The sequence below is a fragment of the Carboxylicivirga sp. M1479 genome, from assembly GCF_007097485.1.
GTDB lineage: Bacteria > Bacteroidota > Bacteroidia > Bacteroidales > Marinilabiliaceae > Carboxylicivirga.
This window is the reverse complement of the sequence record NZ_VKDE01000004.1, coordinates 199,828-225,741: the sequence shown is the minus strand read 5'-3', so window position 1 is coordinate 225,741 and position 25,914 is coordinate 199,828. Positions and strand designations below refer to the sequence as shown.

The 25,914-nt window shown below is 40.7% G+C and carries 22 protein-coding genes; 14 read left to right on the top strand and 8 right to left on the bottom strand.

Annotated features, from left to right (window positions below; translation table 11 throughout):
• Window positions 1-13 precede the first annotated feature (13 nt).
• The 7 genes from murD to FNN09_RS04375 are packed head-to-tail and all read right to left on the bottom strand — an operon-like array spanning window position 14 to window position 7,935.
• Window positions 14-1,351: a UDP-N-acetylmuramoyl-L-alanine--D-glutamate ligase gene (gene murD / locus FNN09_RS04405; protein WP_143300269.1), complete on the bottom strand. Its 1,338-nt coding sequence runs from the start codon at window positions 1,349-1,351 to the stop codon at window positions 14-16.
• Between the two features lie 4 nt (window positions 1,352-1,355).
• The gene (gene mraY, locus FNN09_RS04400) at window positions 1,356-2,588 is read right to left on the bottom strand and encodes a phospho-N-acetylmuramoyl-pentapeptide-transferase (RefSeq protein ID WP_143300268.1); all 1,233 of its coding nucleotides are present in this window, start codon (window positions 2,586-2,588) and stop codon (window positions 1,356-1,358) included.
• Window positions 2,589-2,598: 10 nt separating this feature from the next.
• Window positions 2,599-4,056 carry a UDP-N-acetylmuramoyl-L-alanyl-D-glutamate--2,6-diaminopimelate ligase gene (locus FNN09_RS04395; protein WP_221932415.1) on the bottom strand — a complete coding sequence of 486 codons (1,458 nt, stop codon included), beginning with the start codon at window positions 4,054-4,056 and terminating at the stop codon, window positions 2,599-2,601.
• A gap of 3 nt (window positions 4,057-4,059) precedes the next feature.
• Complete coding sequence (locus tag FNN09_RS04390) at window positions 4,060-6,171, bottom strand: penicillin-binding protein (RefSeq protein ID WP_143300267.1); 2,112 nt, start codon at window positions 6,169-6,171, stop codon at window positions 4,060-4,062.
• Between the two features lie 2 nt (window positions 6,172-6,173).
• Window positions 6,174-6,542 carry an FtsL-like putative cell division protein gene (locus FNN09_RS04385; RefSeq protein WP_143300266.1) on the bottom strand — a complete coding sequence of 123 codons (369 nt, stop codon included), beginning with the start codon at window positions 6,540-6,542 and terminating at the stop codon, window positions 6,174-6,176.
• Window positions 6,543-6,550: 8 nt separating this feature from the next.
• Complete coding sequence (gene rsmH / locus FNN09_RS04380) at window positions 6,551-7,459, bottom strand: 16S rRNA (cytosine(1402)-N(4))-methyltransferase RsmH (RefSeq protein WP_143300265.1); 909 nt, start codon at window positions 7,457-7,459, stop codon at window positions 6,551-6,553.
• Window positions 7,460-7,464: 5 nt separating this feature from the next.
• Window positions 7,465-7,935, bottom strand: a complete 471-nt coding sequence (locus tag FNN09_RS04375; protein ID WP_143300264.1) for a division/cell wall cluster transcriptional repressor MraZ — start codon at window positions 7,933-7,935, stop codon at window positions 7,465-7,467.
• Window positions 7,936-8,142: 207 nt separating this feature from the next.
• Here FNN09_RS04375 and FNN09_RS04370 point away from each other — a divergent pair, with 207 nt between their 5' ends.
• The 14 genes from FNN09_RS04370 (at window position 8,143) to FNN09_RS04305 (ending at window position 24,802) form a co-directional block, all read left to right on the top strand.
• Complete coding sequence (locus FNN09_RS04370) at window positions 8,143-8,979, top strand: 1-acyl-sn-glycerol-3-phosphate acyltransferase (protein ID WP_143300263.1); 837 nt, start codon at window positions 8,143-8,145, stop codon at window positions 8,977-8,979.
• A 29-nt stretch (window positions 8,980-9,008) separates the two neighbouring features.
• On the top strand, window positions 9,009-9,956 hold the full coding sequence (locus FNN09_RS04365; RefSeq protein ID WP_143300262.1) for a GNAT family N-acetyltransferase: 948 nt from the start codon (window positions 9,009-9,011) through the stop codon (window positions 9,954-9,956).
• A 90-nt stretch (window positions 9,957-10,046) separates the two neighbouring features.
• A complete protein-coding gene (locus tag FNN09_RS04360; RefSeq protein WP_143300261.1) occupies window positions 10,047-11,537 on the top strand; it encodes an NAD(P)/FAD-dependent oxidoreductase in 1,491 nt (496 codons plus the stop codon).
• 320 nt (window positions 11,538-11,857) lie between these two features.
• Window positions 11,858-13,105, top strand: a complete 1,248-nt coding sequence (locus tag FNN09_RS04355) for an aspartate aminotransferase family protein (RefSeq protein WP_143300260.1) — start codon at window positions 11,858-11,860, stop codon at window positions 13,103-13,105.
• A 134-nt stretch (window positions 13,106-13,239) separates the two neighbouring features.
• A complete protein-coding gene (locus FNN09_RS04350) occupies window positions 13,240-14,223 on the top strand; it encodes a CoA transferase subunit A (protein ID WP_143300259.1) in 984 nt (327 codons plus the stop codon).
• Window positions 14,224-14,243: 20 nt separating this feature from the next.
• Window positions 14,244-15,020, top strand: coding sequence for a CoA-transferase subunit beta (locus FNN09_RS04345; RefSeq protein WP_143300258.1), 777 nt, complete (start codon window positions 14,244-14,246; stop codon window positions 15,018-15,020).
• Window positions 15,021-15,067: 47 nt separating this feature from the next.
• Window positions 15,068-15,892, top strand: coding sequence for a 3-keto-5-aminohexanoate cleavage protein (locus tag FNN09_RS04340; protein ID WP_143300257.1), 825 nt, complete (start codon window positions 15,068-15,070; stop codon window positions 15,890-15,892).
• 256 nt (window positions 15,893-16,148) lie between these two features.
• Window positions 16,149-17,189 (top strand): zinc-binding dehydrogenase, encoded by a 1,041-nt coding sequence (locus FNN09_RS04335; RefSeq protein WP_143300256.1) that lies wholly within the window; start codon window positions 16,149-16,151, stop codon window positions 17,187-17,189.
• A 64-nt stretch (window positions 17,190-17,253) separates the two neighbouring features.
• A complete protein-coding gene (ablA, locus tag FNN09_RS04330) occupies window positions 17,254-18,537 on the top strand; it encodes a lysine 2,3-aminomutase (RefSeq protein ID WP_143300255.1) in 1,284 nt (427 codons plus the stop codon).
• 258 nt (window positions 18,538-18,795) lie between these two features.
• Window positions 18,796-19,659, top strand: coding sequence for a hypothetical protein (locus tag FNN09_RS04325; protein ID WP_143300254.1), 864 nt, complete (start codon window positions 18,796-18,798; stop codon window positions 19,657-19,659).
• Window positions 19,646-21,226 (top strand): hypothetical protein, encoded by a 1,581-nt coding sequence (locus FNN09_RS04320; RefSeq protein WP_143300253.1) that lies wholly within the window; start codon window positions 19,646-19,648, stop codon window positions 21,224-21,226. Before FNN09_RS04325 ends, FNN09_RS04320 begins: the two co-directional genes overlap by 14 nt.
• 1 nt (window position 21,227) lies before the next feature.
• On the top strand, window positions 21,228-22,790 hold the full coding sequence (locus FNN09_RS04315) for a lysine 5,6-aminomutase subunit alpha (RefSeq protein ID WP_143300252.1): 1,563 nt from the start codon (window positions 21,228-21,230) through the stop codon (window positions 22,788-22,790).
• 4 nt (window positions 22,791-22,794) lie between these two features.
• Window positions 22,795-23,523 carry an OAM dimerization domain-containing protein gene (locus FNN09_RS04310; protein WP_143300251.1) on the top strand — a complete coding sequence of 243 codons (729 nt, stop codon included), beginning with the start codon at window positions 22,795-22,797 and terminating at the stop codon, window positions 23,521-23,523.
• 97 nt (window positions 23,524-23,620) lie between these two features.
• Window positions 23,621-24,802: an acetyl-CoA C-acetyltransferase gene (locus tag FNN09_RS04305; protein WP_143300250.1), complete on the top strand. Its 1,182-nt coding sequence runs from the start codon at window positions 23,621-23,623 to the stop codon at window positions 24,800-24,802.
• Window positions 24,803-25,103: 301 nt separating this feature from the next.
• Here the strand turns inward: FNN09_RS04305 and FNN09_RS04300 are convergent, their stop codons facing one another.
• A complete protein-coding gene (locus tag FNN09_RS04300) occupies window positions 25,104-25,724 on the bottom strand; it encodes a bifunctional 2-polyprenyl-6-hydroxyphenol methylase/3-demethylubiquinol 3-O-methyltransferase UbiG (protein ID WP_143300249.1) in 621 nt (206 codons plus the stop codon).
• Between the last annotated feature and the right edge of the window lie 190 nt (window positions 25,725-25,914).

Below are 25,914 nucleotides of genomic sequence, written 5' to 3'. Positions count from 1 at the left end.
GCCCAAATCTACTCTATAGGTTTCGCACGCATTCTTTGAACAAATCTCCTCTTTGCATGTAATTATCAAATAAATCGAAGCTAGCACAGGCGGGCGACAGCAAAACAACATCGCCCTTTGTTCCCTTTTTATAGGCATTTCCAACAGCATCTTCCATTGATTGTACCTCAACAATATCTTTTACTTTGCCTTGAAATGCTTGTTTAAGCTTATCATTGTCGACACCCAAACAAATGAGCGTTTTAACTTTCTTTTCAACCAAAGGCATCAACTCGTTATAATCATTGCCTTTATCAACACCTCCAACAATCCACACAACAGGCTTTTGCATACACTCAAGTGCATACCAAGTCGCATTGATATTGGTTGCTTTGGAATCATTTACGAACTCAATTCCTCTTACCGATGATACTTTCTCAAGACGATGAGCCACACCTTTAAAACTTAAGAGACTCTCACGAATAAGCTTCTTTCTAATATTCAACACCTTAGCAACAATACCTGCAGCCATCGAATTATATAAATTGTGACGTCCTTTCAACGACAACTCATTAGAGAATATACTCATCGTCTCATCGTTATAATTAATAATTAACTCATCAATAGTAGAATAAGCCCCTTGCTTAAGTATATCTGTTTGAGTAAATGGCAATAATTCAGATTTAAAGATTCGCTTTGGCAACTCAGTACAGATTACCTCATCATCCTGACAATAAATAAATACATCTTCTTCGGTTTGATTCTGAACGATGCGAAATTTACTATCGATGTAATTTTGCATATCATAATCGTAGCGATCTAAATGATCAGGTGTGATGTTTAATAAAACAGCCACATCAGCTTTAAAATCATACATTCCATCCAACTGAAAACTACTCAACTCAATTACAAACCACTCAGGCGTTTTCCCTTCGGCAATCTGACGAGCCAAACTAGTACCTACATTACCAGCCATTTCAACATTAACACCAGAATGCATTAGCAGATAATGAATCAACATGGTTGTTGTCGTTTTTCCATTACTGCCAGTTATACAAATCAACTTAGATTCAGTAAACCTACCTGCAAACTCAATTTCTGAAATAACAGGTATTTTACGAGCATGCAACTGTTGTACCATTGGGATATTATCAGGTATTCCAGGGCTCTTAACAACTTCGTTGGCTGCAAATATCAGATCAAGGGTGTGTAAGCCTTGCTCCCACATAATTCCAGCCTCGTCGAGCTCTTGCTGATAATGCTCTGCTACAACACCACTATCAGACACGAACACATCCCAGCCTTGCTGATTGGCCAACAAAGCTGCACCAACACCACTCTCTCCTGCTCCTAATACAACTAGTTTTTGCATTTCTTTAGCGAACTTTTAAGGTTACTATTGTTAAAACAGCCAAAATAATACCGATGATCCAAAATCGAGTGACAATTTTAGACTCTGGGTATCCAATCTTTTGATAATGATGATGAAGTGGTGCCATTTTAAACACACGTCGCCCCTCACCATATTTCCTTTTTGTATACTTAAACCACGACACTTGAATCATCACGGATAAGTTCTCAACTAAAAACACACCGCACAAAATTGGAATCAACAATTCGATACGAAGCAAAATAGCAAATACAGCAATAATACCTCCAAGGGTTAAACTACCTGTATCGCCCATAAAAACCTGAGCTGGAAAAGAATTATACCATAAGAAACCAACCGTTGCCCCAATAAAAGCAGCCATAAAAACCACCAACTCCTGAGAGTGTGGGATATACATTATATTCAAATAATCGGCATAAATAACATTACTAGATAAATAGGCAAAAATACCTAAGGTCACCCCTATAATTGCCGAAGTTCCAGTAGCCAAGCCATCTAGTCCATCGGTAATATTAGCACCGTTCGATACTGCCGTAATGATAAAAATAACAGCCACGGCGAAAATCAACCATCCCCACTTTTGAGCCTGATCGCCTAAAAACCAAAGGACAGAAGAATAATCAAAACGATGATTTTTTAAGAATGGAACATTTGTGACTGTTGACTTGACCTCTTGTGCTGCAACCCTTTCTACTTGCGATCCATCTTCGAGCTGCACAACAACAGTTTCGCCCTGCAACTTTTCCCTCACAACAACATCCCCACTTGAAAACAAAGTTATGGCTACAATTAATCCTAAGCCAACCTGTCCAGCCACTTTAAACCGACCTGCCAAACCTTCCTTATCCTTTTTGAAGACTTTAATATAATCATCAACAAAACCAATTACACCCAACCATAAGGTTGAAACTATCATTAAGATGATGTAGATATTATCAAGTTTGGTTAACAAGAGTACTGGCAATAATATGGACGCAATAATTATGACACCTCCCATAGTTGGCGTACCTTTTTTGGCATATTGTCCTTCCAAACCAAGATCGCGAACCACCTCACCAATCTGTTGTTTTTGAAGCATATTTATTGCCATTTTGCCAAAAACAGTTGCTGTAATCAAAGCCAAAATAACAGATAAACCAGCCCTAAAAGTGATATACTGAAACATACCCGCTCCAGGCAAATTCATAGATTCTAAATACTCAAATAAGTAGTACAACATAATTGGGATCTTATTCTTCGTTAAATACTTCGTTTACAATTTCTTTATCATCAAAATGATGCCTTTCACCCCTTACCTCCTGATAAGTTTCATGACCCTTTCCAGCAATTAAAATCACATCGCCTTGTGCAGCTACCATACAAGCAGTACGTATTGCTTCACGCCTATTAACAATTGACAAAACCTTGATGCGCTCCTTAAAAGCAACACCCTCCATCATTTGCTTTATAATTTCTTCAGGATCCTCACTTCGGGGATTATCAGATGTAAGAATGACTTTTGAACTACCTGTAACAGCCTGTTTAGCCATTTCTGGTCGCTTGAGGGGATCGCGATCACCACCTGCACCCACAACAGTTATCAACTGTTCTTTCGATTGACGTACAAGATTTATGGTTTCTATCACATTCTTTAATGCATCTGGGGTATGGGCGTAATCTACAATTGCTGTCTTCCCACTTTTTGAACGGATTATTTCGAATCGTCCATCAACTGGCTTTAACTGACTAATTGCCACTTGCACCTCAGCCTTTTCAAAACCAAGCAAACAAGCCGCTCCGTATACCGTCAATAAATTCTGTGCATTAAAATCACCAACAAATTGAGTCCAAACTTCCTGCCCATCAACCTCAAGCTGCATACCTTCGAACATACTTTCAATTATCCTGCCTTTGAAAGTGCCCATACTGCGTAAAGAATAGGTAAATTGTTTGGCCTTACAGTTTTGCAACATCACCATACCATTCTTATCATCAGCATTGGTTAAAGCAAAGGATGACTTACCCAAACCATCGAAGAATGATTTTTTAGCATTGATGTATGCCTTAAATGTTTTATGGTAATCTAAGTGATCGTGTGTAATATTCGTAAATAATCCACCCTCAAAAACAAGGCCCGCAGTTCGTTGCTGAACCAAGGCATGAGAACTAACCTCCATAAAACAATACTCACACCCCGCTTCTACCATCTCTGCCATTACCTTATTTAAGGTAACTGCATCGGGAGTTGTGTGCGTAGCATCAAGCTTTGTTTTTCCAATATAATTAGCAACAGTTGAAAACAAACCCGCTTTATAACCCAGGTTCATTACCAAATTGTATAATAGCGTAGCTGTTGTTGTTTTACCATTAGTGCCCGTAACACCTACTAACTTAAGCTGTTTTGATGGATGACCATAAAAAGAAGCAGCCATTTGCCCTAAAGCTTCTAAGCTGCTTTCTACCTGTACCAACACAACACCATCAGCCTCACATTCTGGCATTTCCTCACACACTATAACCCGGCAACCCGCTTCGATCACTTGGGGTATAAAGCGATGAGCATCGACCACCGTACCACGCGTTGCTACAAAAATGGTATCGACACTAGCTTTTCGCGAATCAAAAACAATATCCTTAATCTCATAATCGTCATGAGTAACACGATCTTTAAGCTTAATATCTTTTAATATATCAGAAAGTAACATCATTCTCTAACTCATTTTTAAATAAATGGTTGATCCTTTACGGTAATTCTGACCAGCCGTCATCGATTGCTGTTTTACCCGACCAACTCCATTAATTATCACCTTCAAACCCATATTCTCAAGAATGGAAACAGCATCCTTAGCGCCCATTCCTTTAACATTTGGTACAATTCCGCTTGGAAAGCTTTTACTTTTTAAACTAATATCATGTTCACGTGCTGAAGTTGAGATCCATTCCGCCTCCACTTCCTGCCCTTGCACCATCACACCTACTTCATCCAACACAGCCAATAACTCTTCCTTTTTTCCTCCTTTTGAATAAGGTTGGTGCTTACCCAACTCAACTTCATATTCCGTTTTTACATCGTCATGCTCAAAACTTTGGGCATATACCCGATCTGAAATCTCTTTAAATACCGATCCTGCAACCACATTTCCGTAATAACCCTTTTTAGTTGGCTCATTCACAACCACAATACACGAATACATGGGACGATCAGCAGGAAAATAACCTACAAAAGAAGCCTGGTGTTTCTTTCCACCCTCTCCTTTGTACCCTGTTGTTCCTTTTGCAATCTGAGCCGTTCCCGTTTTACCCGCTATTTGATAACGTTTACTTCTTATATTTCGCGCAGTTCCATTCTCCACTACACCAACCAAAAGTTCATGTACTTTTTCGATTGTTTCCAAGGAACAAATAGATGGGTTAATAACTTCGGTCTGTTTTTCCTCAATCACTTCGCCATGATGCTGAATAGCTTCGACAAACATTGGCGTAACCATTTTACCATTATTGGCGATGGCATTATAGAAAGATAAAATCTGCAATGGCGTTTGCTGTAATTCATACCCAATGGACATCCAAGGCAATGTTACTCCCGACCAGGTTTTCTCTCCAGGGTATTTAATCATCGGCATGCCCTCACCCTTGATTTCAATACCCAAAGGATCTTTTAGGTTCATATCATATAAACGATTGACATAACGACGAGCATCATCTCGATAATTATCAAATATTATTTTAGATATCCCAATGTTTGAGGACTTCTCAAACACCTCTCTAACAGACAGAGTACCATACCCACCCGGATGACTATCTGTCATCTTTCGGTCGTGAAAATAACAAAAGCCCTTACCCGTTTCGATACTATCTGATAATTGAACAACACCATCTTCAAGAGCAACAATTAAGGAAGCCAATTTAAATGTTGAACCAGGCTCTGTTGCCTCTCCAATGGCATAATTATATTTTTCAATGTATTTACCCGATGGCGTTCTTCCTAAATTAGCAATGGCTCGGATTTTGCCTGTAGCCACTTCCATCAATACCGCACATCCATGATCAGCTTGATATTGTTTTAATTGATGAAGAAGTGCGCTTTCAGCAACATCCTGCAAACCAATATCTATTGTTGTTACAATATCAAGACCATCAATTGGCTCTATCTGTTCTTCAACCACCCAATTACCACTCACCCTAGTGCGAGTGCTGATACCAGCCAAACCTTTCAAGCTGTTGTTATAAGCCATTTCCAAACCAAAACGACCGCCTAAATCTTTTTCAGCATATAAACTCCCAACAGTTCGGGCCGCCAACTCGCCAAATGGCAATTTCCTGTTTTCATATTTCTTCGGAATAAAACCACCTTTATTAGCACCTAAACGAAACAAAGGAAACTGCTTTAGCTTTTTTAAGTCGGTAAAAGAAATACGACGTGGATGAACCATATAATAACGCTTACCATCTGCTCTGGCTTTTTTCAAACCACTTCTAAAAGTACGTTCTGAACGATCGCCATAAAAGCGCGACAACAAATAAGATAAACTATCAACATTAGCATTAAACACCTCATCGATTAAACCATGAGCTCGCATATCCATATGAATTCGATAAGTAGGTACCGAACAAGCTAGCTTACGAAAGTCGGTAGCCAGTATATCCCCCCTATTGGCATCAATAACAATATCTTTATTGTTATGCTCCTCAACTACCTCTTCCCACCTATCACCCTCAACCACACGAAGATATAGTGCCTTACCTAAAATAGCCACAGCCAAAACTGCAACCCCCAGGTATAAGAAACCAAACCTTAATATGATGCTTTTCTTTATTTGCATTTTTAATACTTCACTTTTAAATGACGCGGAGGCTCTCGCAATTCCTCCAATTTAAGATTCTTGTTTCGTATCTTTTTCAACACTTCGCTTTGCTTACTCATAAACATCAATTCAGACGATGTTGTAATGGCCTCATATCGGAGTGATTTTAGCTCTCTATTCAAAACTGCAATCTCGCGCATTTGCTCCTCCATACGGTAATGATTACCGATATACATAAAAGCAAAAAAAGCCAAAAACAATGCAAAAGGCAGTTGATTGGCAATTAGTGAGCGTGTAAATAATCGACCATTAATAACATCTCGCAAGGAGATGTTTTTCAGCTCATCTACATCTTCTTTTGACAGAATGAAGTCTGGTATTTTATTCATCCGCCACTTCATACCCGCTCAGCAATTCTAAGTTTAGCACTACGCGCACGATTATTACGTGCTATCTCTTCTTCGTTAGGAATGATTATTTTACGATGCGTTGCCTTAAATGGCACATTTGATTGCCCATACAAATCTTTATCGGCTTGGGTTTTATCACAATCACCCGAACGCACAAAGTTCTTCACCAATCGATCTTCCAAACTATGGTATGATATAACAGATAGACGTCCGCCTTTTTTGATAACATCTGTACTTTGCATCAGAACCGACTTAAGCACATCCATTTCTTTGTTAACTTCTATTCTTAAGGCCTGAAATACTTGAGCTAAAAATTTAGACTGTTCTTTTTTAGGACCAATCTTCTCAGCCAAAGTTTTTAAATCCGTTGTTGTTTCAAAAGGTTTATTCGATCGCTGATTTATTATTTCACTGGATAATTTATACGAAGACTTTATTTCGCCGTACTGCCAAAAAATTCGCTTCATATCCTCCAAACTATAAGAATTTACAACATCGGCAGCTGTCATTTTTAAACCCTGCCCCATGCGCATATCTAACTTCCCCTCAAAACGAAATGAAAAACCACGCTCTGCTGCATCAAAGTGATGCGATGACACTCCTAAATCACCAAGTATTCCATCTACTTTTTCAATACCCATGTAACGTAAAAAATGTGACAAGTATTGAAAGTTATGCCTTACAAACAACAGGCGATCGTCCTGTGGCCTATTCTTATAAGCATCTTCATCCTGATCAAACACAACCAGCTTTCCATCCTCACCTAAACGACTTAATATTTCACGGGAATGACCTCCACCTCCAAATGTTAAATCCACGTATATTCCACCCGGATGAATATTCAATCCATCAACCGATTCCTTAAGCAAAACTGGTACATGATACCCTTGTTCCATAACTTTTAATTTTCTTTCTCGTCGGCAAAGTTACCACCAAGTAATTCTTCTGCCAACTCCCCTAGCTCATCTCCATCCAATCCGTCATCATCAAAGTGCGCCTTACTCCACAATTCAATACTATTCCCAACCCCCAACAACACAACTTCAGCATCAACTTCCACCAGATCCATCAAGCGCTTTGGTACTAAAAATCGACCATTTGCATCCAGCTTCACTTCTGCCGTTGAACGATACAAAGCGCGTTTTAAACGCTTATCCTTTTGACGAAAACCACTCAACTTTTCTTCTACTAGCTTCACTTCTTTTTGCCATTCGTTTTGCGGAATCAAAACAAGACAGTGATCAAATAAATCTTTGCGCACCACAAAAGCAGACTGCCCCTCGTCACTCATCAACTTCTTGAAGACTGAAGGCAGTACAACACGCCCTTTAGCATCGGGCTTACAAACAAAATCGCCTATAAATGTGGTCATTACAAAAGCATATTTCTTGTTGTAAAAATATAAAATAATAAAACCACATGCAACCACATTAAACCACTTTATGACACTTGTTGATAACTTTTCCTATTCAACTCAGCTTAAAGTCACAAGCACCCCTACAAACAAGCCATAAATACGCGCGATTCATCACGTTTTTTCATAAATAATTCCTAAAATTGAAGTCTATTACGATTTTACATGGAACAGAAGATACAACAAGATAAATTCATCGACATTGATAAGGTTTTTAATGAGAAAAACGCAAAACTCAAACGGTTTATTCCAAAATTCCTGATCAACTACCTAAAACGCATTACCCATCAGGAAGAAATTAACACTTTTATGGCCAACAACGTGCATTTATTCGATGCAGAATATGCAGAAGCCATTATTGCAAATTTCGAATCGAAATACGTCATAAAGGGAGAAGGGAATATACCAAAAGCCGGTCGGTACATTTTTGTGGCCAACCATCCACTTGGAGGCCTCGATGGCGTTATGTTTGTTGCTGCTGTAGGTCGGTTTTTTCAAAATATGAAATTTCCTGTCAACGATATTTTGATGAATATTAAAAACTTAAGCAACATCTTTTTACCAATAAACAAGCATGGTAGCCACAGTCGAGAAGCGGCCAAAGCAATTGACAATGCCTACGCAAGCGACAATCAACTACTGATGTTTCCTGCCGGTTTAGTTTCCAGAAAACAAAAAGATGGCACCATTCAAGATTTGGAATGGAAAACGAATTTCATCAAAAAGGCAAAATACCACAACCGCGACATCGTACCAGTTCATATATCGGGACAAAACACCAATCGTTTTTACAATTTAGCAAACTGGAGAAAGAAACTAGGCATCAAAGCAAACATTGAAATGCTTTACTTAGTAGACGAACTATATCTTCAACGCAACAAAACAATTACAATTACATTTGGGAAACCTATTAATATATCAGACGTAGAATTGACCAAGGGCGGAAAAGTATGGACTCAAAAAATCAAAGATGAAGTGTACGCCTTATCAAAAATAAATTAAATTTGTAGTCTACCGAAAGAAATCACCGAATGAGAGTAAAAGAAATTATACCTCCTGTACCAAGGGAAGAGCTGGAAGCAGAGTTGACAAAGGAGACATTTGTACGAAATACGAATAAAGGCGATAATAAAATATATGATTTTACTGCTCAGCAAGCTCCTGCTTTAATGCGCGAGGTTGGTCGATTACGTGAAATCACATTCCGCATGGCAGGTGGAGGAACTGGAAAAGAGACCGACATAGACGATTACGACACCGCAGAAGTACCTTACAGACAACTTATTGTTTGGGATCCTGATCAAAAAGAAATTCTAGGAGGTTATCGTTACTTACTCGGTTGCGACATTCCAGTAGATCAGTTGGGAAATGTAAAACTAGCCACATCGCGCCTTTTTAGTTTCTCAGACAAATTCATTCACGAGTACCTACCTTACATGATTGAACTTGGCCGATCATTTGTTCAGCCAACCTATCAGTCATCTAAAGCAGGCACAAAGAGTCTATTTGCTTTAGATAACCTATGGGACGGATTAGGCTCTCTCATTGTTAGCCACCCTGAAATGAAATATTTCTTCGGTAAAGTAACAATGTACACACATTTCAATCGTCACGCACGGGATTTAATCCTCGGATTCATGCAAAAATATTTCAATGATCCCGATCGATTACTTTATCCACACAAACCAGTTGAGATAGACCTCACAGAGCAAGATTTAAAAGAAATATTTTGCGGAACTAATTATCAGGAAGACTATAAAATATTAACAAAACGTGTTCGTGAGTTTGGCGAAAACATACCGCCACTTATAAATGCCTACATGAATCTCTCTCCATCGATGAAAACGTTCGGAACTGCCATAAACGATCGTTTTGGAGACGTTGAAGAAACCGGTATCATCCTAACAATAGACGAATTATATTCTCAAAAGATAAACAGACACGTGGACACATTTACACCAAATGAGCCACATGAATAGTTCTTTTTAATGAACGAAGATTTAAGAAAGAAGAGTCTCCAATAAACAATTGGGACTCTTTTTTTTTATATGCATATAAGATTTTAACTAATGATAGACATTTACGACCTCGTAGTTATAGGCAGTGGACCTGCCGGATTTTCCTCAGCCATTCGCGCATTGGATTATGGATTAAACGTATGCATTATTGAAGGAAAACATTTAGGTGGTGCCGGCATCATGAATGGAGCCCTTACTTCAAAAACCATGTATGAGTTATCAATGGATTACGCCATTGCCGCACGTGTCGATCGAGGCTATAGAGTCGGGTCACTCAGCGTCAATTTCGAAAAGGTAAAGAAAACAGTTATTCAAGCAGCAAAAGAAAAGCAATATCAGATGCTGAGCCAGATTGAAACGTTTTCACCAGCCAAAGACAACAAAGGCTCACTGACCATTGAATATGGATGGGCTACTTTCATAGATTACGATCACGTAGAAATTAAAGGACAAGACAGCGCCAAAACCATTAAAGGTAAAAACTTTGTAATTGCTACAGGATCAAGACCACGCCATTACGAAGGCTTACAAATTGATGGAAAAAGAATTATTACTTCCGATGGCGTATTAGATTTAAAGGAATTTCCTGAACGGATGCTGATTATTGGATCGGGCATAATTGGTTGTGAGTTTGCCACCATTTTCTCAAATTTCGGACAAACAGAAGTTCATTTATTAGATCGTTCAAATCGTGTTTTACCATACGAAGACGATGATGTTAGCAGTTTCGTCTCGCGTAACCTCGAAAACAATGGCGTTAACATCCACCACACAGCAACCTTGCGCCACATTAAAAAACATCCCGATCATCTAGAAGTTGTGCTAGACTACCAAGATGGACATAGCAAAGTAATTGAAGTGGACGTGGCACTTGTTGCAATTGGTCGTGTACCAAACACCGAAGGCCTGAATCTTGAAAAGATAAACATCGATCTTCATAAAAACGGAACAATACCTATTAAAGATGATTGTCTGTTACACGATGGAAAAGGCAACTGCCATGTATATGCCGCTGGCGACGTTACTGGACACAGTCAACTTTATAGCGTAGCTGAATTTCAAGGCAGACTCGCAGCAGAAAAAATTGGAGATGTACCACAGTACCCCTTAGATTACTCACACATGAGTACTTTAATGTTTTTCAAACCAGAGGTAGCTGCCGTTGGAGCTAACGAAAAAATGCTACAAAACAAAAAGATACCTTACAAGGCAGCATTTTACTCCAACAAACTAGTTAACAGAGCCATTGCCATGCGCAACACCAACGGCTTTGTAAAAATACTAGTGAGCAACGATGACGAACAACGCATCCTAGGAATGAGAGCCGCAGGCCCACAGGCATCTGCTTTTATCGTATCAGTAGCCCACCTCATCAACCAAGGAAATAGCCTACAGGAAGTACTGAAAATATTTTATCCACACCCTAGCATTCCCGAAGCAATTCAAGAGTGCCTCAGAACATTAAGTGGAAAATCGGTATTTAAACCAGAAGCTTTCCCTGATCTCATTAACATCAGAGAGTGGACACCTCCGGTCGAATAAGCCCATTCATTTAGAACGAATTTAAATTACACCAAAGCGCATAGTTTTTATAAAATTATGCGCTTTGTCATGTTGTAATATTAACTTACTACATATATTTGTGTATTATTTAACACTAAGTAATACTTGTGTTAATTTAAACACATGAACTGGACATATAAATACATACGCGACACCTTTGAAAGAATAGAAGTTACTGACTTCTAGCAACTCCCATTTTTGACCATTTCTAAGGTCGAGCAATTGTCGTTTGTCTATTTCAACACACCACAACCTTAATTCTTGAATTACATATTAGTCAAGTCCAAATTTATATAGCTATGGAAGCAAAGAAGCTACAATTAGAAAAATCCCTGAATGAATTAGAGCATGGTAAAACATTAATTCCAGGTGGAGTATTAGGCATTCGTCGCCCCTATAACTTTGTCGAGGGAGAATTCCCTATTTATTTTGATGAAGGACAAGGCGGACGGGTTACCGACATTGATGGTAACGAATACATCGACTACCTATGCGCCTATGGCCCTATGATACTAGGCAACCGCGAAAAAGAAGTGGACAACGCTGTAATAGAGCAAATTCAAAATAAAGGATTCTGTTTCTCGCTTACTCAAAAGTACCAGAACATGCTGGCTGAGAAAATGAACGAACTGATTCCATGTGCTGAAATGAGTTTATTTGTTTGCACAGGATCTGACGCCACATCCACCGCTATTAGATTAGCCAGATCTTACACCAAACGCAACAAAGTAATGCGTTGTGGTTATCACGGATGGCACGACTGGTGTGTAGAAGTAAAAGGTGGTATTCCAGAGAAACTATACGAAGATGTATTCGAATTCAGATACAACAACCTGGAATCGCTTGAAAACCTACTGAAAGAGCATGGCGATGACACCGCCGCTATCATCATTACTCCACTTGGTCACCCACTGGCAGCTCCAATTTCAGAACCAAACGAAGGCTTTTTGGAAGGCGTAAAAGCACTAAGTGAACAATACGGCGTGGTATTAATCTTTGATGAAATACGTACTGGATTCCGTGCTAGTATCGGTGGTGCTCAAAAACTATACAAAGTAACACCTGATTTGGCTGTATTTGGCAAAGCCATGGCCAACGGCTATCCAATTGGAGCGGTTACTGGCAAAGCTGAAATAATGAAAGAAGGCGAACACAACGTGTTTATCTCATCAACATTTTTCCCCAATAGCTTAAGCTATGTGGCTGCACTTAAAACCATTGAAATATTGGAGCGCGACAAAGTTTTGGATAAAATTTGGGCTAAAGGCGAAGAGTTTAACGACAAGATTGAAAAACTTCTTCAAGAATACCCTGTTGGAGCACGCATTAGCGGCATTGCCCCAATGATGTTCATCACATTTGACAAAGATGCCGATGGCACATACAAAAAGAAACGTAACGAATTCTACACTCAGTTAATCCGTAGAAAAGTATTCTTGCAACCTTATCATCACGGTTACATCTGCCACCGCCACTCCCAAGAAGACTTGGATTACACAGTTAATGCCATTGAAGAAGCATTGCAGTATCTAACTGAAAAATACTGATAGATATTGTCTCCCGCAGATATCGCAGATTTAGGCAAAAAAATCAACGTCATTCAGCGCAAGCTTCGGGAAACAACATAATAACATCATGTAAATCGCTAATAGCTATAGGCTAGAAGCTAAATGCTAGTAAAATGAGTAGCACACAACTAAATAAAGGCATCGGCGAGTTATTTGTTTCTCCCAATGCCGATGATATGCGAGGCTTCTTACGCAACAAGAAGAAGCAAATGAAAAGCAAGCTTACAACGGTATCAGAAGCCGTTGAAGCACATATTCATGATGAAGATTATTTAGCCATAGGTGGTTTTGGAGGTGTTCGTATACCAACAGCTCTAATTCATGAAATCATCCGCAAGGAGAAGAAAAACCTAGGGTTTGCAGGACACGTAGCTACGCATGATTGTCAGTTATTAAGTGCAGGCAAAGTGTTTAACCGTTGCGATGCAGCCTATATTGTTGGACTAGAAGCAAGGGGTTTATCGAAAAACTCACGTCGCATGTTTGAATCGGGTAATGTTAAAGTTACCGAATGGTCAAATGGTGCATTATCGTGGCGCTTTAAAGCAGCAGCGATGGGACTACCCTATTTACCATCGCGCGTAATGTTGGGAACCGACACCTTTAAGCACTCAGCTGCTATGGAAGTTGAATGTCCGTTTACCAAGCAAAAACTGGCAGCGTTACCAGCATTATATCCCGATGTAGCCATCATCCATGTGCACCGTGCCGATGTGTATGGCAATTGCCAGATTGATGGTATTTTGGTAGCGGATGACGATATCGCGAAAGCATCAAAGCGTGTGATTATTACCACCGAGAAGATCATCTCAAATGAAGAAATACGAAGAGAGCCATCAAAAACAGTAATTCCATACTGGTGCGTTGATGCGGTTATTGAAATGCCTTATGGCTCCTACCCTGGTAATATGCCTGGCGAATACTTCTCCGACGAAGAACACCTTAAAGATTGGTTAATCGCTGAAAAAGATGAGATGCAGCTCGAAGAATTTGTGGGCCATCACATTCTTTCATCGAAGGATTTTTACGAATACCTCGAAAAAAATGGCGGCATGAATAAAATGAAACAACTCATGCAAGCCGAACACTTGTATTAAGCCTCTAAAACCAAAACAAGATGGAAACAACATATAATCCAATGGAATTAATGATTACCATTGCAGCACGTAACCTCGAAGACGGTGCAATGGTGGTGGTAGGTACTGGTGTTCCGGTGGCAGCCGCTATGTTGGCTCAAATGACCGAATCTCCCAACCTAACCATAATGTTTGAAGCAGGCGGCATTGCTCCTCTTCTGCCAACCATGCCAATTTCGGTGGGCGACTCACGCACCACACACAAAGGTTTAAAAGCCACATCAATGGCCGAAATAATGGAATTATGCCAGGCTGGGGTGGTGGACTATTGCTTTTTAGGCGGTGCACAAATTGATAAATATGGCAACCTGAACTCCACTTTAATTGGAGATGACTATAACAAACCCCGCACTCGATTCCCGGGAAGTGGCGGTGCAAACGACCTTGCTTCATTATGCTGGAGAACCATGGTAGTTACTCCGCAAAACCCCAAACGATTTGCTAACAAAGTCGATTTCATCACCACTCCGGGATTCTTAGATGGTGGCACTTCAAGAGTTGACGCTGGCTTGCCAGCCAACACAGGGCCTTACAAAGTAATTACCGACATTGGTGTATACGGCTATCACGAAGAAAGCAAAGCCATGATGTTACTTTCTCTTCATCCAGGTAAAACACTTGAAGATGCAAAAATGAATGCCGAGTTTGACATCATTATACCTGATAATTACGAAACAACCCCAGAGCCATGTGCTCACGAACTAAAAATACTGCGCGAAAAAGTAGACCCCGCGGGCGTCATCATTGGCCGTGGATAACTCCTTCTTCACCGATTAAACCTTAACAATCAACAAAAACAGAAAAAATGAAAAAAATGATAATCACTTGTGCAGTGTGTGGAGCAGAAACCACTCGTGAGCACAACCCCAACTTACCTTTAACACCTCTTGAAATAGCAGATGCTACCTTTGATGCTTATAAAGCAGGCGCCTCAATTGTGCACTTGCATGTGCGCGATGAAAATGGTGGACCTACTCAAGACCCTGCTGTTTTTAAAGAAGCCATTCGACTAATTCGTGAGCGCTGCGACATTGTAATTGAAATCACCACAGGTGGTGCTGTGGGCATGACAGATGATGAGCGCGTTGCAGTCATCGAAGCCATTCAGCCAGAAATGGCATCCTTAGATTGTGGTACAGTCAATTTTGGCGATGAGTACATCGTTAACACCTTACCTACCATGCGCCGTTTTGCCAAGGAAATGATCAAATACAATGTGCGTCCTACCCTAGAGTGCTTTGACATATCACACGTTGCAGCTGCCGATATTTTAATTAAAGAGGGTTTATTAAAACCACCATACCACTATGGTTTTGTAATGAATGTACCAGGTGCGATTCCATACGACATTGAATTATTAAACCTATTAGTCAGCCGCATTCCTGAAGGTGCCAACTGGACAGTAATGGGCGTTGGTCGCGCATGCCTACCTGCACATTATGGTGCTTATTCCATTGGCGATGGCTTTATACGTGTAGGTTTTGAAGATAACGTGTACTATTCGAAAGGGGTATTAGCCGATAGCAATGCACAACTGGTTGAACGAACGGCTAAACTATCACGTGATGCGGGATACGAAATAGCAACGCCAACAGATGTGAGAGAAATGTTGCAATTGAAAGGCATTTAATCAGGCAAATTGCTTTTAAAACTAATTAACCACCCCGCCTGTCGGCACCCCTCCTATAATTCAGGAGGGGACGGTTTTTCATCCCTCTCCTCCTTGCCAAGAGGAGTACCACAGAGTGGGGAGGTGGTTAAAACACTTAAAAGCGAATTCGCTAGGCATTTAAATAAAACACACGAAACTAGACCATTAATACTACTTAAACAAAAGCCGGTAGCCAACAGCTAACTGCTATCGGCTTTTTATCTACAAAAACAAAATGAAGACAGGTAATAAATACGGGACCCACCGGGTAATTGAGCCACAAGGCGTTCTACCACAACCTGCTACTCGGGTTGATAACAACATGAGTCAGCTTTTCGACAACGAAATACTGATTGATGTGGATGTATTAAACATTGACTCGGCCAGCTTCACACAAATAAAAGAACAGGCCAAAGGCGATGTGAGTGCTATTAAAAGCATTATTCTGGATATCGTATCGAAGCAGGGTAAAATGAAAAACCCAGTGACGGGCTCAGGCGGTATGCTTATCGGATCCATCGAAAAAATTGGCTCTGCACTGGAGGGTAAAATCGACCTTAAGACCGGAGATCGCATTGCCACACTGGTATCTCTATCTCTAACACCTCTATTTATCGAAGAGATAATTGATATCAAATCAGATATTGATCAGGTAAAGATAAAAGGTAAAGCCATCCTATTCGAAAGTGGCATATACGCCAAGCTACCCAATGACCTGTCTGAAACTCTATCATTGGCAGTTTTAGATGTATGTGGCGCTCCAGCCCAAACACAACGACTGGTTAAAAAAGGAGATACGGTTGTAGTACTTGGTGCCGGCGGTAAGTCGGGCATCTTATGCTGTGAAGTGGCTAAGGAAATGGTTGGAGACAAAGGCCTTGTGATAGGTGCCGACTATAGCGATGAAAACATTGAACGACTGAAACAAGTAGGCGTTTGTCATCATGCCATTAAATTAAATGCTACAAATGCTCTTGATTGCTACGAGACCATTGACAAACTGAGCAATGGCCAACTAGCCGATGTGGTAATCAACAATGTGAACATACCTAATACGGAAATGGGCTCCATCCTCATGTGTAAAGACAGGGGCACGGTGTATTTCTTTAGCATGGCAACTTCGTTTACCAAAGCAGCACTGGGTGCCGAGGGTGTTGGCAAAGATGTGGATATGCTAATTGGTAACGGCTACGCCATCGGCCATGCCGAAATGGCCATTGACATCTTAAGAAAGAACGAAAAGATCAGGAAACTATATGAGGAGTTATATACCTAGTCCGAGGTTCGAAGCACGAAGTCCGAAGATTAAGCAATAGCTTTAAAATATAAAATCTACATAAATGAAACGAAAATATTCAAACGTCGATTATAAAAATATCCCCTTATTTAAGGATGTGAGTGAGGAGGATTGGAACAATTGGAAATGGCAAATGCGTAATGCCATACGCGATGTGCCTAGCCTGGAAAAGGTACTTCCGCTTTCTGAAGAGGAGCACGACCATCTATCCAAAACCCTGAAGAAATTTAAAATGGCCATTACACCGTACTATGCGGCTTTAATGAGTAAGGAAGACAGAGATTGTCCGGTGCGCATGTTGGCGGTACCCGTACTTAAGGAATTACACATAGCCGATTCTGACCTAAGCGATCCTTTGCACGAAGATGTGGATTCACCCGTTCCTGGACTGACACATCGCTATCCAGACAGAGCTCTTCTATTGGTCACTCATGAATGTTCGATGTACTGCCGCCACTGTACGCGCCGCCGAATTGTTGGCGAAATGGATGAAGACATGGCGCGTGGCCACCTTGAGAAAGCCTTTGAATACATTGCTAAAACGCCAGAAATACGCGATGTGGTTATTTCTGGTGGCGATCCGCTCATCTTAAGCGATAGTCGCATTGATTACATCCTTACCGAGCTGCGCAAAATAGATCACGTGGAAGTTATTCGCATTGGCAGTCGTATGCCTGTGGTATTGCCGCAACGCATCACCGACGATTTATGCAACATCATAAAGAAGCATCACCCGGTATATGTTAATACACACTTTAACCATCCGAAAGAAATTACAGAAGAAGCACGTGTAGCATGTGAAAAGCTTGCGAACAGTGGTGTTCAGATGGGTAACCAATCGGTTTTACTCAAAGGGGTTAATGATTGCTCTAATATAATGAAGGCCCTGATGCACGATTTATTGCGCATCCGTGTTAAGCCATATTACATCTACCAATGTGATTTATCAGAAGGCATATCGCACTTCAGAACCACCATTTCTAAAGGCATTGAGATAATTGAAAACCTACGTGGTCACACTTCGGGCATGGCAGTGCCAACGTTTGTGGTAGACGCACCTGGCGGTGGAGGAAAAATACCTGTAATGCCTGATTATTTAATCTCCCAAACAGAGAAGCGGGTTGTTTTACGTAATTACGAGGGCATGATAACAAGCTATACACAGCCATCGGACTACCAAGGACATAGCTATAAGGATTGTGATTACTGTAGTGATGAATCTTTAGTTGCTAAAGATGGTGTAGCAAAACTCTTAAATGAAGGTGGAACCATCAAACCACAATCGTTACGTCGCGAAATTAGAACCAATGGCAACGACAAACACTAAACCCTTATCTATTATACTAGTGTGATGTTACATTTTATTAAAAGATAACAACATTTAGATACAAGATTATTTAAAGTATATGTAAGATTATTCTATTTAATTAATAGAATTTTAAACAACTAGAAAAGAGTAATACAGTTAATTAAATGATAAATTCAGGTCAATTAAAGAATTATACATCATCTAATAAGATAGACGATCTTCTATCCATTTACGAAGCTTCGTATACTTTTTAGCCTACTGTTTATTTAAAACACCATGCAGACGCAGCAACTCACATACCAGTTCTTAAATAACACCACGTTTGTGATGGGAAACCGGAAGCATGCGGGTAAAACAACCTTCCTTAACTGGGTTTTGAACCAGATTAGGCAGGTTGAATCGCCTGCTTTCGGTAGCATTGGTGTCGATGGCGAAAGCCACGATCAGATTGATGGGCGAACAAAACCAAGGGTGTATGCTCATAAAGGCGACGGCATAGTAACCAGCCTGGCCATGATTAAAAAGAGCGATGGCTTATTTAGCATTGAAAAAGCTTTACCTATTAACACCCCCCTTGGGCAATTAGTTATTGCTAAAACACTACGTGGCGGGCGCGTTGAGTTAATTGGCCCGGAACACAACGAACAATTACAAATGGTGATTAAGCATCTGAAGGATGAGTTGCAATACAAAACCATTGTTTTCGATGGGGCAGCGAGCCGCTTAACACCAGTTAGTGCAGTGGAACAAAGTGGTTTTTATTATGTGATGAATATTGATAGACGCAACCTCACAAAAGCAGTGGAGCAAATGCAGCTATTGACACTCAGCAGCCAACTAAAGACAATGCAGGCTGCAGAACAACTTCATCCGCTCGAAGGAGCGCTTACCAAGGCCAAACTAAGTCAATTACCAAAGCAGTGCGAAGGCATTTTAATTAATGACCTAAGCTCAGTGTTTTTGAGCTACCAGCAGCTTGCTCAATTAATGAAAAACTCAAACATCCGTGTAAAGCAATCCATTAAACTAAAAGGTTTTGTGATAATTACAAAAGACATTGCTCTGGAAGCGATTAAGGCAATGCTTCAATCAAAAAACATCCAAACAAAGATAATTTACAACCCCTATGTGCATCAATAAAGCCATACAGTTCTGCGATTTTAAAAGCTTCTACGATAAGTACAAGCCTTTAACGCCCTATGGTTATGCCCATAAGGAATCCATGCCATTTTATAAGCAGGCTGATGATTTGGATGCCATCCATCAGTCGGTTGATACTTGGATCAATTTTATAAACGAACACCAAAACAGTACCTTAAAGGTGGTACACCACCTCAGCCGCATCGACAAACTGAACACCTTGGATAAAAAGGATTATGACATTGCAGATCTGCAACTCATTAAAAAATTTCTTATCCACACAAAAGCCATTGAACAGTACCTACCCATTGACATTGCAAAAAGCGCTAGCATTGCTTTTCAAACCCATAGCCTGTTGAACATCTTAATGCCCGATGATGACAAAACGGAGAGTTTTCATCTTTCGTCGGCCTTTGATCCACAACTACAAAAGGTAAGGGAGCAAATTTGTCAGGCCGATCAAACGATTAATAATTTACGCATTGAAGCTCACAAACAGCTTCTGGACAAACTGGGCTTTGACTTTTCCAATCGTGATTTTATACTGGTGGATAAAAAGCAACTACCTGCTAACGGCTCACCATTATTGTTAGCTGAATTATACGATTCGAAGCTAATTAAGCTAAGGGTAGCATTTGACAAAACCTACATGGATGCTCAAATGCTTAAAGAACAACTATTAAATGAAGAGTCGGAAATTGAAAAACGTGTACTCAAAAGCATATCGGAGGCAGTGAGAAAACAGGCTCCACAACTACTGAAGGATATTGACACCATTACACAACTGGATGTTCATTTGGCCATGGCTCAATTATCCGTTCAACTTCAACTGCTTAAACCTAATTACCGTGCCGAAACCATAGTGGTTGATGAGGGCATTTATTACCCACTTTTTGAGAGGCATCAACAAAAAGACTTACGCTACACACCTTTACGTGCAAGCTTCGGCAGCAATGCCATTTTACTATCTGGCTCTAACATGGGTGGTAAAACGGTACTTTTTAAAACCATTGCGTTTTTGCAGTTACTCACACAAATGGGTTTTAGAGTGCCAGCTCAAGCCTATGCTACCAAGCTATTCGACGAAATACAGGTATTAGGCACAACAGACAAGGCAGCGATCGAAGGCTTGAGTTCTTTCGGCCAGGAGATTCATCAACTAAGCGCGGGTTTAACAAAGGGGCAGTCGCGCCTATTGTTGGTTGATGAATTAGCCAAAACAACAAATGCCACCGAAGCCAAAGCTATTCTGGTGGCGGTATTAAAATTCATCAGTCAGCAACCACTTATCACAGGTTTCTTCTCAACCCACTTCATTAACATACCTCATCTTGATGGAGTGATAAAATACCGCATGCGGGGTTTAGACAAGGAGGCCTTTCAGAGGCATTGCCACGAACAGACCAGTGATATAAACGATAAAATAAGGCAGATAAACGCCTACATGCAATACGAGCTTAAGCCAGATGAAGGCGTTAACCATTCACACGACGCCTTAACAATTGCCAACATGCTTGGCTTACAAGCCGAAATAATTGATTATGCTAACGACTATTTAGACAAATAATATGAGTCAAACGAAACTAAATCTGGATCAGAGTAAAATTGACAGGGCTCGTGCGCTTTCGAAAGAAATTACACAACCAGTTAATGCTTACATCAAACAGCACACCACTGTGGCCATTGAACGTGCCACCCTGCGTATGCTGGGAGCCGACGGCGTTACACCCGACGATGTACCCGTTCCTAATGCCATTGTTAATGCCTTGGGAAGTGACATTCAATATGGTGCTTCAAAATATTACATCAATGCCCTTATCCGCAAAAACCTATCGGTTGAGCAGTTGAATGCAGAAATAGCCAAGGGTTTAGATATTGCCAAGCTCGAATTAACCGACATGTCTCTTATTCAGGAGAAGGCCAAAGAGCTGGTGGCTGGCTTTTCACATCGTGTAAAAGGTAATGTAGCCTATCGCACCTCAAAAATAAGCGAGCACAAAGAAAAGGAAAATGCCCCCCTACTCTATTTAATTGTTGCCACTGGTAATATTTACGAAGATGTGCAGCAGGCACAAGCAGCAGCCCGACAAGGAGCCGATGTTATTGCTGTGATTAGAACTACGGGGCAAAGCTTACTTGACTTTGTACCATACGGCGCAACTACCGAAGGTTTTGGCGGCACTTATGCCACGCAGGAGAACTTTAAAATAATGCGCAAGGCACTGGATGAAACAGGCAATGAAATTGGTAAATACATACGACTGGTTAATTACTGTTCGGGTTTGTGCATGCCTGAGATAGCGGCAATGGGGGCCATTGAGCGTTTAGACATGATGCTGAATGATTCGATGTATGGTGTTCTGTTCCGCGACATTAACATGTATCGCACCTTTGTCGATCAAAAATTCTCGCGCATGATTAATGCCTTTGCCGAGATAACCATTAACTCGGGGGAGGATAACTACCTGACCACATCGGATGCCTACGAGAAAGCCTACACAGTAACAGCCTCGCAGTTTATCAACGAGCAGTTTGCCTACGACTCTGGTTTGCCTGCTAAATTAATGGGCTTAGGCCATGCCTTTGAAATGGATCCAAAAATTGAAAATGGCTTTTTATATGAGATGGCACAGGCTCAAATGGCCCGTGAGCTTTTTCCTGAAGCACCATTAAAATATATGCCTCCAACCAAATACATGACAGGCGATATTTTCAAAGGCTACATTATGAATGCGATGTTTAACTTCATTGCCAAAAGTACCAACCAGGGCATTTTACTACTGGGCATGCTTACCGAAGCCATTCATACCCCTTTTATGCAAGATCGCTTTTTGGCCGTTGAAAATGCGCGTTACATCCTTAACAACACCAAGGATTTTGCCAACGACATTGAGTTTAAGAAAGGTGGCATTATGCAAACAAGGGCTCAAAATGTATTGGATGAAACCATTGAATTTATGGAAAACATCAATGAAAAAGGGCTGTTTGACTCCATTGAGCAAAAGATGTTTGCCGAAGTAAGTCGTCCTAAGCACGGCGGTAAGGGTTTTGATGGCGTGCACGAAAAGGCAGCCGAATACTTTAACCCAGTGTATGACTATTTAGAATTGGAACTTGGACTAAAAAACTAAGGTTATGAACAATATAATTCGTCCTTACGGAGATACCATGAACGACGGCGCTGTGCAGCTATCGTTTACATTACCTGTGGCACACTCGGCCAAAGCCGATGAGGCTGCTAAGCAATATGCACACCAACTGGGATTTGAAGAGGTGGAAGTGGTTCACTCCAACCCCCTATCCGACGACTTTACATTTTTTGTTATTTACGGTAAATCGCAACAGCAGATCGATTACGATAAGATAGAGGTGGAAGCCGTAGAGAAATCGATGGATTTTTACGAGGTAAACAACTTTATTAAGGAGCAGATTAAACGTAAAGTAGTAGTGGTAGGTGCCTGCACTGGCACCGATGCCCATACGGTTGGTATTGATGCCATTATGAACATGAAGGGTTTTGACCAACATTACGGCCTGGAGCGCTACCCTATGATGGAAGCCCATAACCTGGGGGCGCAAGTACCCAATGAAGAGTTGATTAAAAAAGCCGTGGAGCTAAATGCCGATGCTATTTTGGTATCGCAGGTAGTAACGCAAAAGGAGGTGCATATTCAGAATATGACCGATTTGGTTGAGCTACTGGAAGCAGAAGGTTTGCGCTCAAAATTAATTGTGGCGGCAGGTGGCCCACGCATCAGTAACAAGCTGGCTTTGGAGCTGGGCTACGATGTGGGCTTTGGCCGCGGAACCTACCCCGAGAATGTGGCTTCGTTTATTGTGGAGAAAATGGTGGAGAGAAAATAAAATATTTATAGTGCCAAGGAACAAGTGCACTAAGCACTGTGAAAACATACAAAACTTCGGACTCCGCGCTACGGACTTCGGACTAAAATGATTAACCATGAAAGAAATTTATATCATCGATGCAGCTCGTACTGCCATAGGTAATTTTGGAGGATCCCTATCAACAATTTCTCCTGCAACAATGGGTGCAACAGTTGTTAAAACCCTTTTGGAGCGCAATAAACTAAATGGCTCGGAGGTAGATGAAGTATTAATGGGGAGCGTACTACAGGCTGGCCATGGACAAAATGTGGCACGTCAGATTGCCATGGAAGCAGGCATACCAAAAGAAAAAACAGCCATGACCATTAACATGGTGTGTGGCTCTGGACTGCGCACGGTAGCCATGGCAGCTCAAGCCATAAAAGCGGGCGATGCCGAATTAATTATTGCTGGTGGAGCCGAAAACATGTCGCAAGCACCATACATACTACCCAAAGCACGTAATGGATACCGCATGGGCGATGGCACATTGGTAGATACCATGATTGCTGATGGCTTAACCGATGTATTCAACAATTACCACATGGGTATTACGGCCGAAAACCTGGCTGATAAATTCAACTTAAGTCGCGAAGAGCAGGATGCATTTGCAGCCGACTCGCAAAACAAAGCAGAAAAAGCCATTAACGAAGGGCGTTTTGAAAATGAAATAGTTCCTGTTGAAATACCTCAACGTAGAAAAGATCCAATCATCTTCAAGCAAGATGAATTTGTTCGCTTTGGTGTTACGGCGGAATCGTTGGCTAAACTACGTCCTGCCTTTAAAAAAGATGGTAGCGTAACGGCCGCTAATGCATCAGGCATAAACGATGGTGCTGCAGCTATTATTGTGGCCAGCAAAGAAGCGGTTGAGAAATACGGTTTAAAACCAATGGCTAAGATTGTTTCTTATGCCTGGCACGGTACTGAGCCTTGCATTATGGGAATTGGCCCGGTGGAGGCTGTTCGTAGCGCCTTAAAAAAGGCCGATTGGAACAAGGATGAGCTGGAGCTTATTGAAGCCAATGAAGCCTTTGCAGCTCAGTCTTTATCCGTTATGAAAGAATTGGAACTGAAGCCAGAAATATGCAATGTAAATGGAGGCGCTATTGCTATTGGCCACCCTATTGGTGCCAGTGGTACACGCATTCTAACAACATTAGTGCACGAGATGAAAAAGCGCGAAGTCAACAAAGGCCTAGCGACCCTCTGTATTGGAGGCGGCATGGGCATTGCCATGTGTGTTGAAAGAATTTAATTTGGAGTTTATAATACCAATTCTATTTTGAAATGAAACTTAAATTGTTTTGAATATTTTGGACTTATGTGAGGCGAAAAATTGAGGCATAGCAAAGTTACGGCGATGTTTTTCAACAAAATCATAAGTTCAAAAGAACGAAAGAATGAGGCGCGTTTCAATGTAGTATTGGTATAATCCCATATACGCTTAAACCTTTAGTCTATGAGTGAAGAGCCTGCCATTTTTTTCTGGTGGGCTCTTCTTTTTTTACAATACAGTACACTCGTTTGAGCAAAAGAATATATTGAGTAGAAACTGACTACTTATTAAACTTCTTCTTCCCCACAAATCGAATGACAGAACCCTCACCCACATGACCAAAACCCTCTTGCAAATGAACCAACTCCTTTTTGAGTTCTATAAAATCGTAATTATCAAAATAGCTTTTTATTTCCTCGATTGAATACATCATGTCAGCATTGGGTGGACCTCCTGCATGCTCATTTACTTTGTTAATCTCACGGTGCTCTTTGCTGAACGCATCCATAATGATATAACCTCCCACCTTAAGATACGAATCCAGTCGTTTGTGCATTTGCATTTTCATATCAGGATGAAAATGAACAAAGGTAAGGCATATGGCATCAAACTCATTTGCTTCATATTCTTCCTCCAGAAAACCTTTTACCTGATAGTTAATACTTACACCTTTTGAAGCCGCCAAAGCATCTGCCTTTTTTTTGCCAACAGCACTAAAATCAAAAGCACATACCTCCCAGCCCAATTGCGCTGCATAAACTGAATTACGTCCCTCTCCCTCGGCCGGAAACAATACCTTTCCTGGTTTTAGTAAGGGCAACTTTTCTTTAATGTATTCATTGGGTTCTGCTCCATAAGCAAACTCGTCCTGACTATATCTATCGTCCCAAAATTCTTTCATTATTAATTACTTTTTGTACTTAATATCAACACATGATATCTATTTTCGTTTAAACAAGAATGATAAAACATTATTCCATAACAACATAATTAGAGTGTTCTAAAGTAAGGAATACCACTAACAATATTGATATTAAAGGATCATATGCCTTAAACTTTTTTAACACGACTTAACTACAAACCATGACAAG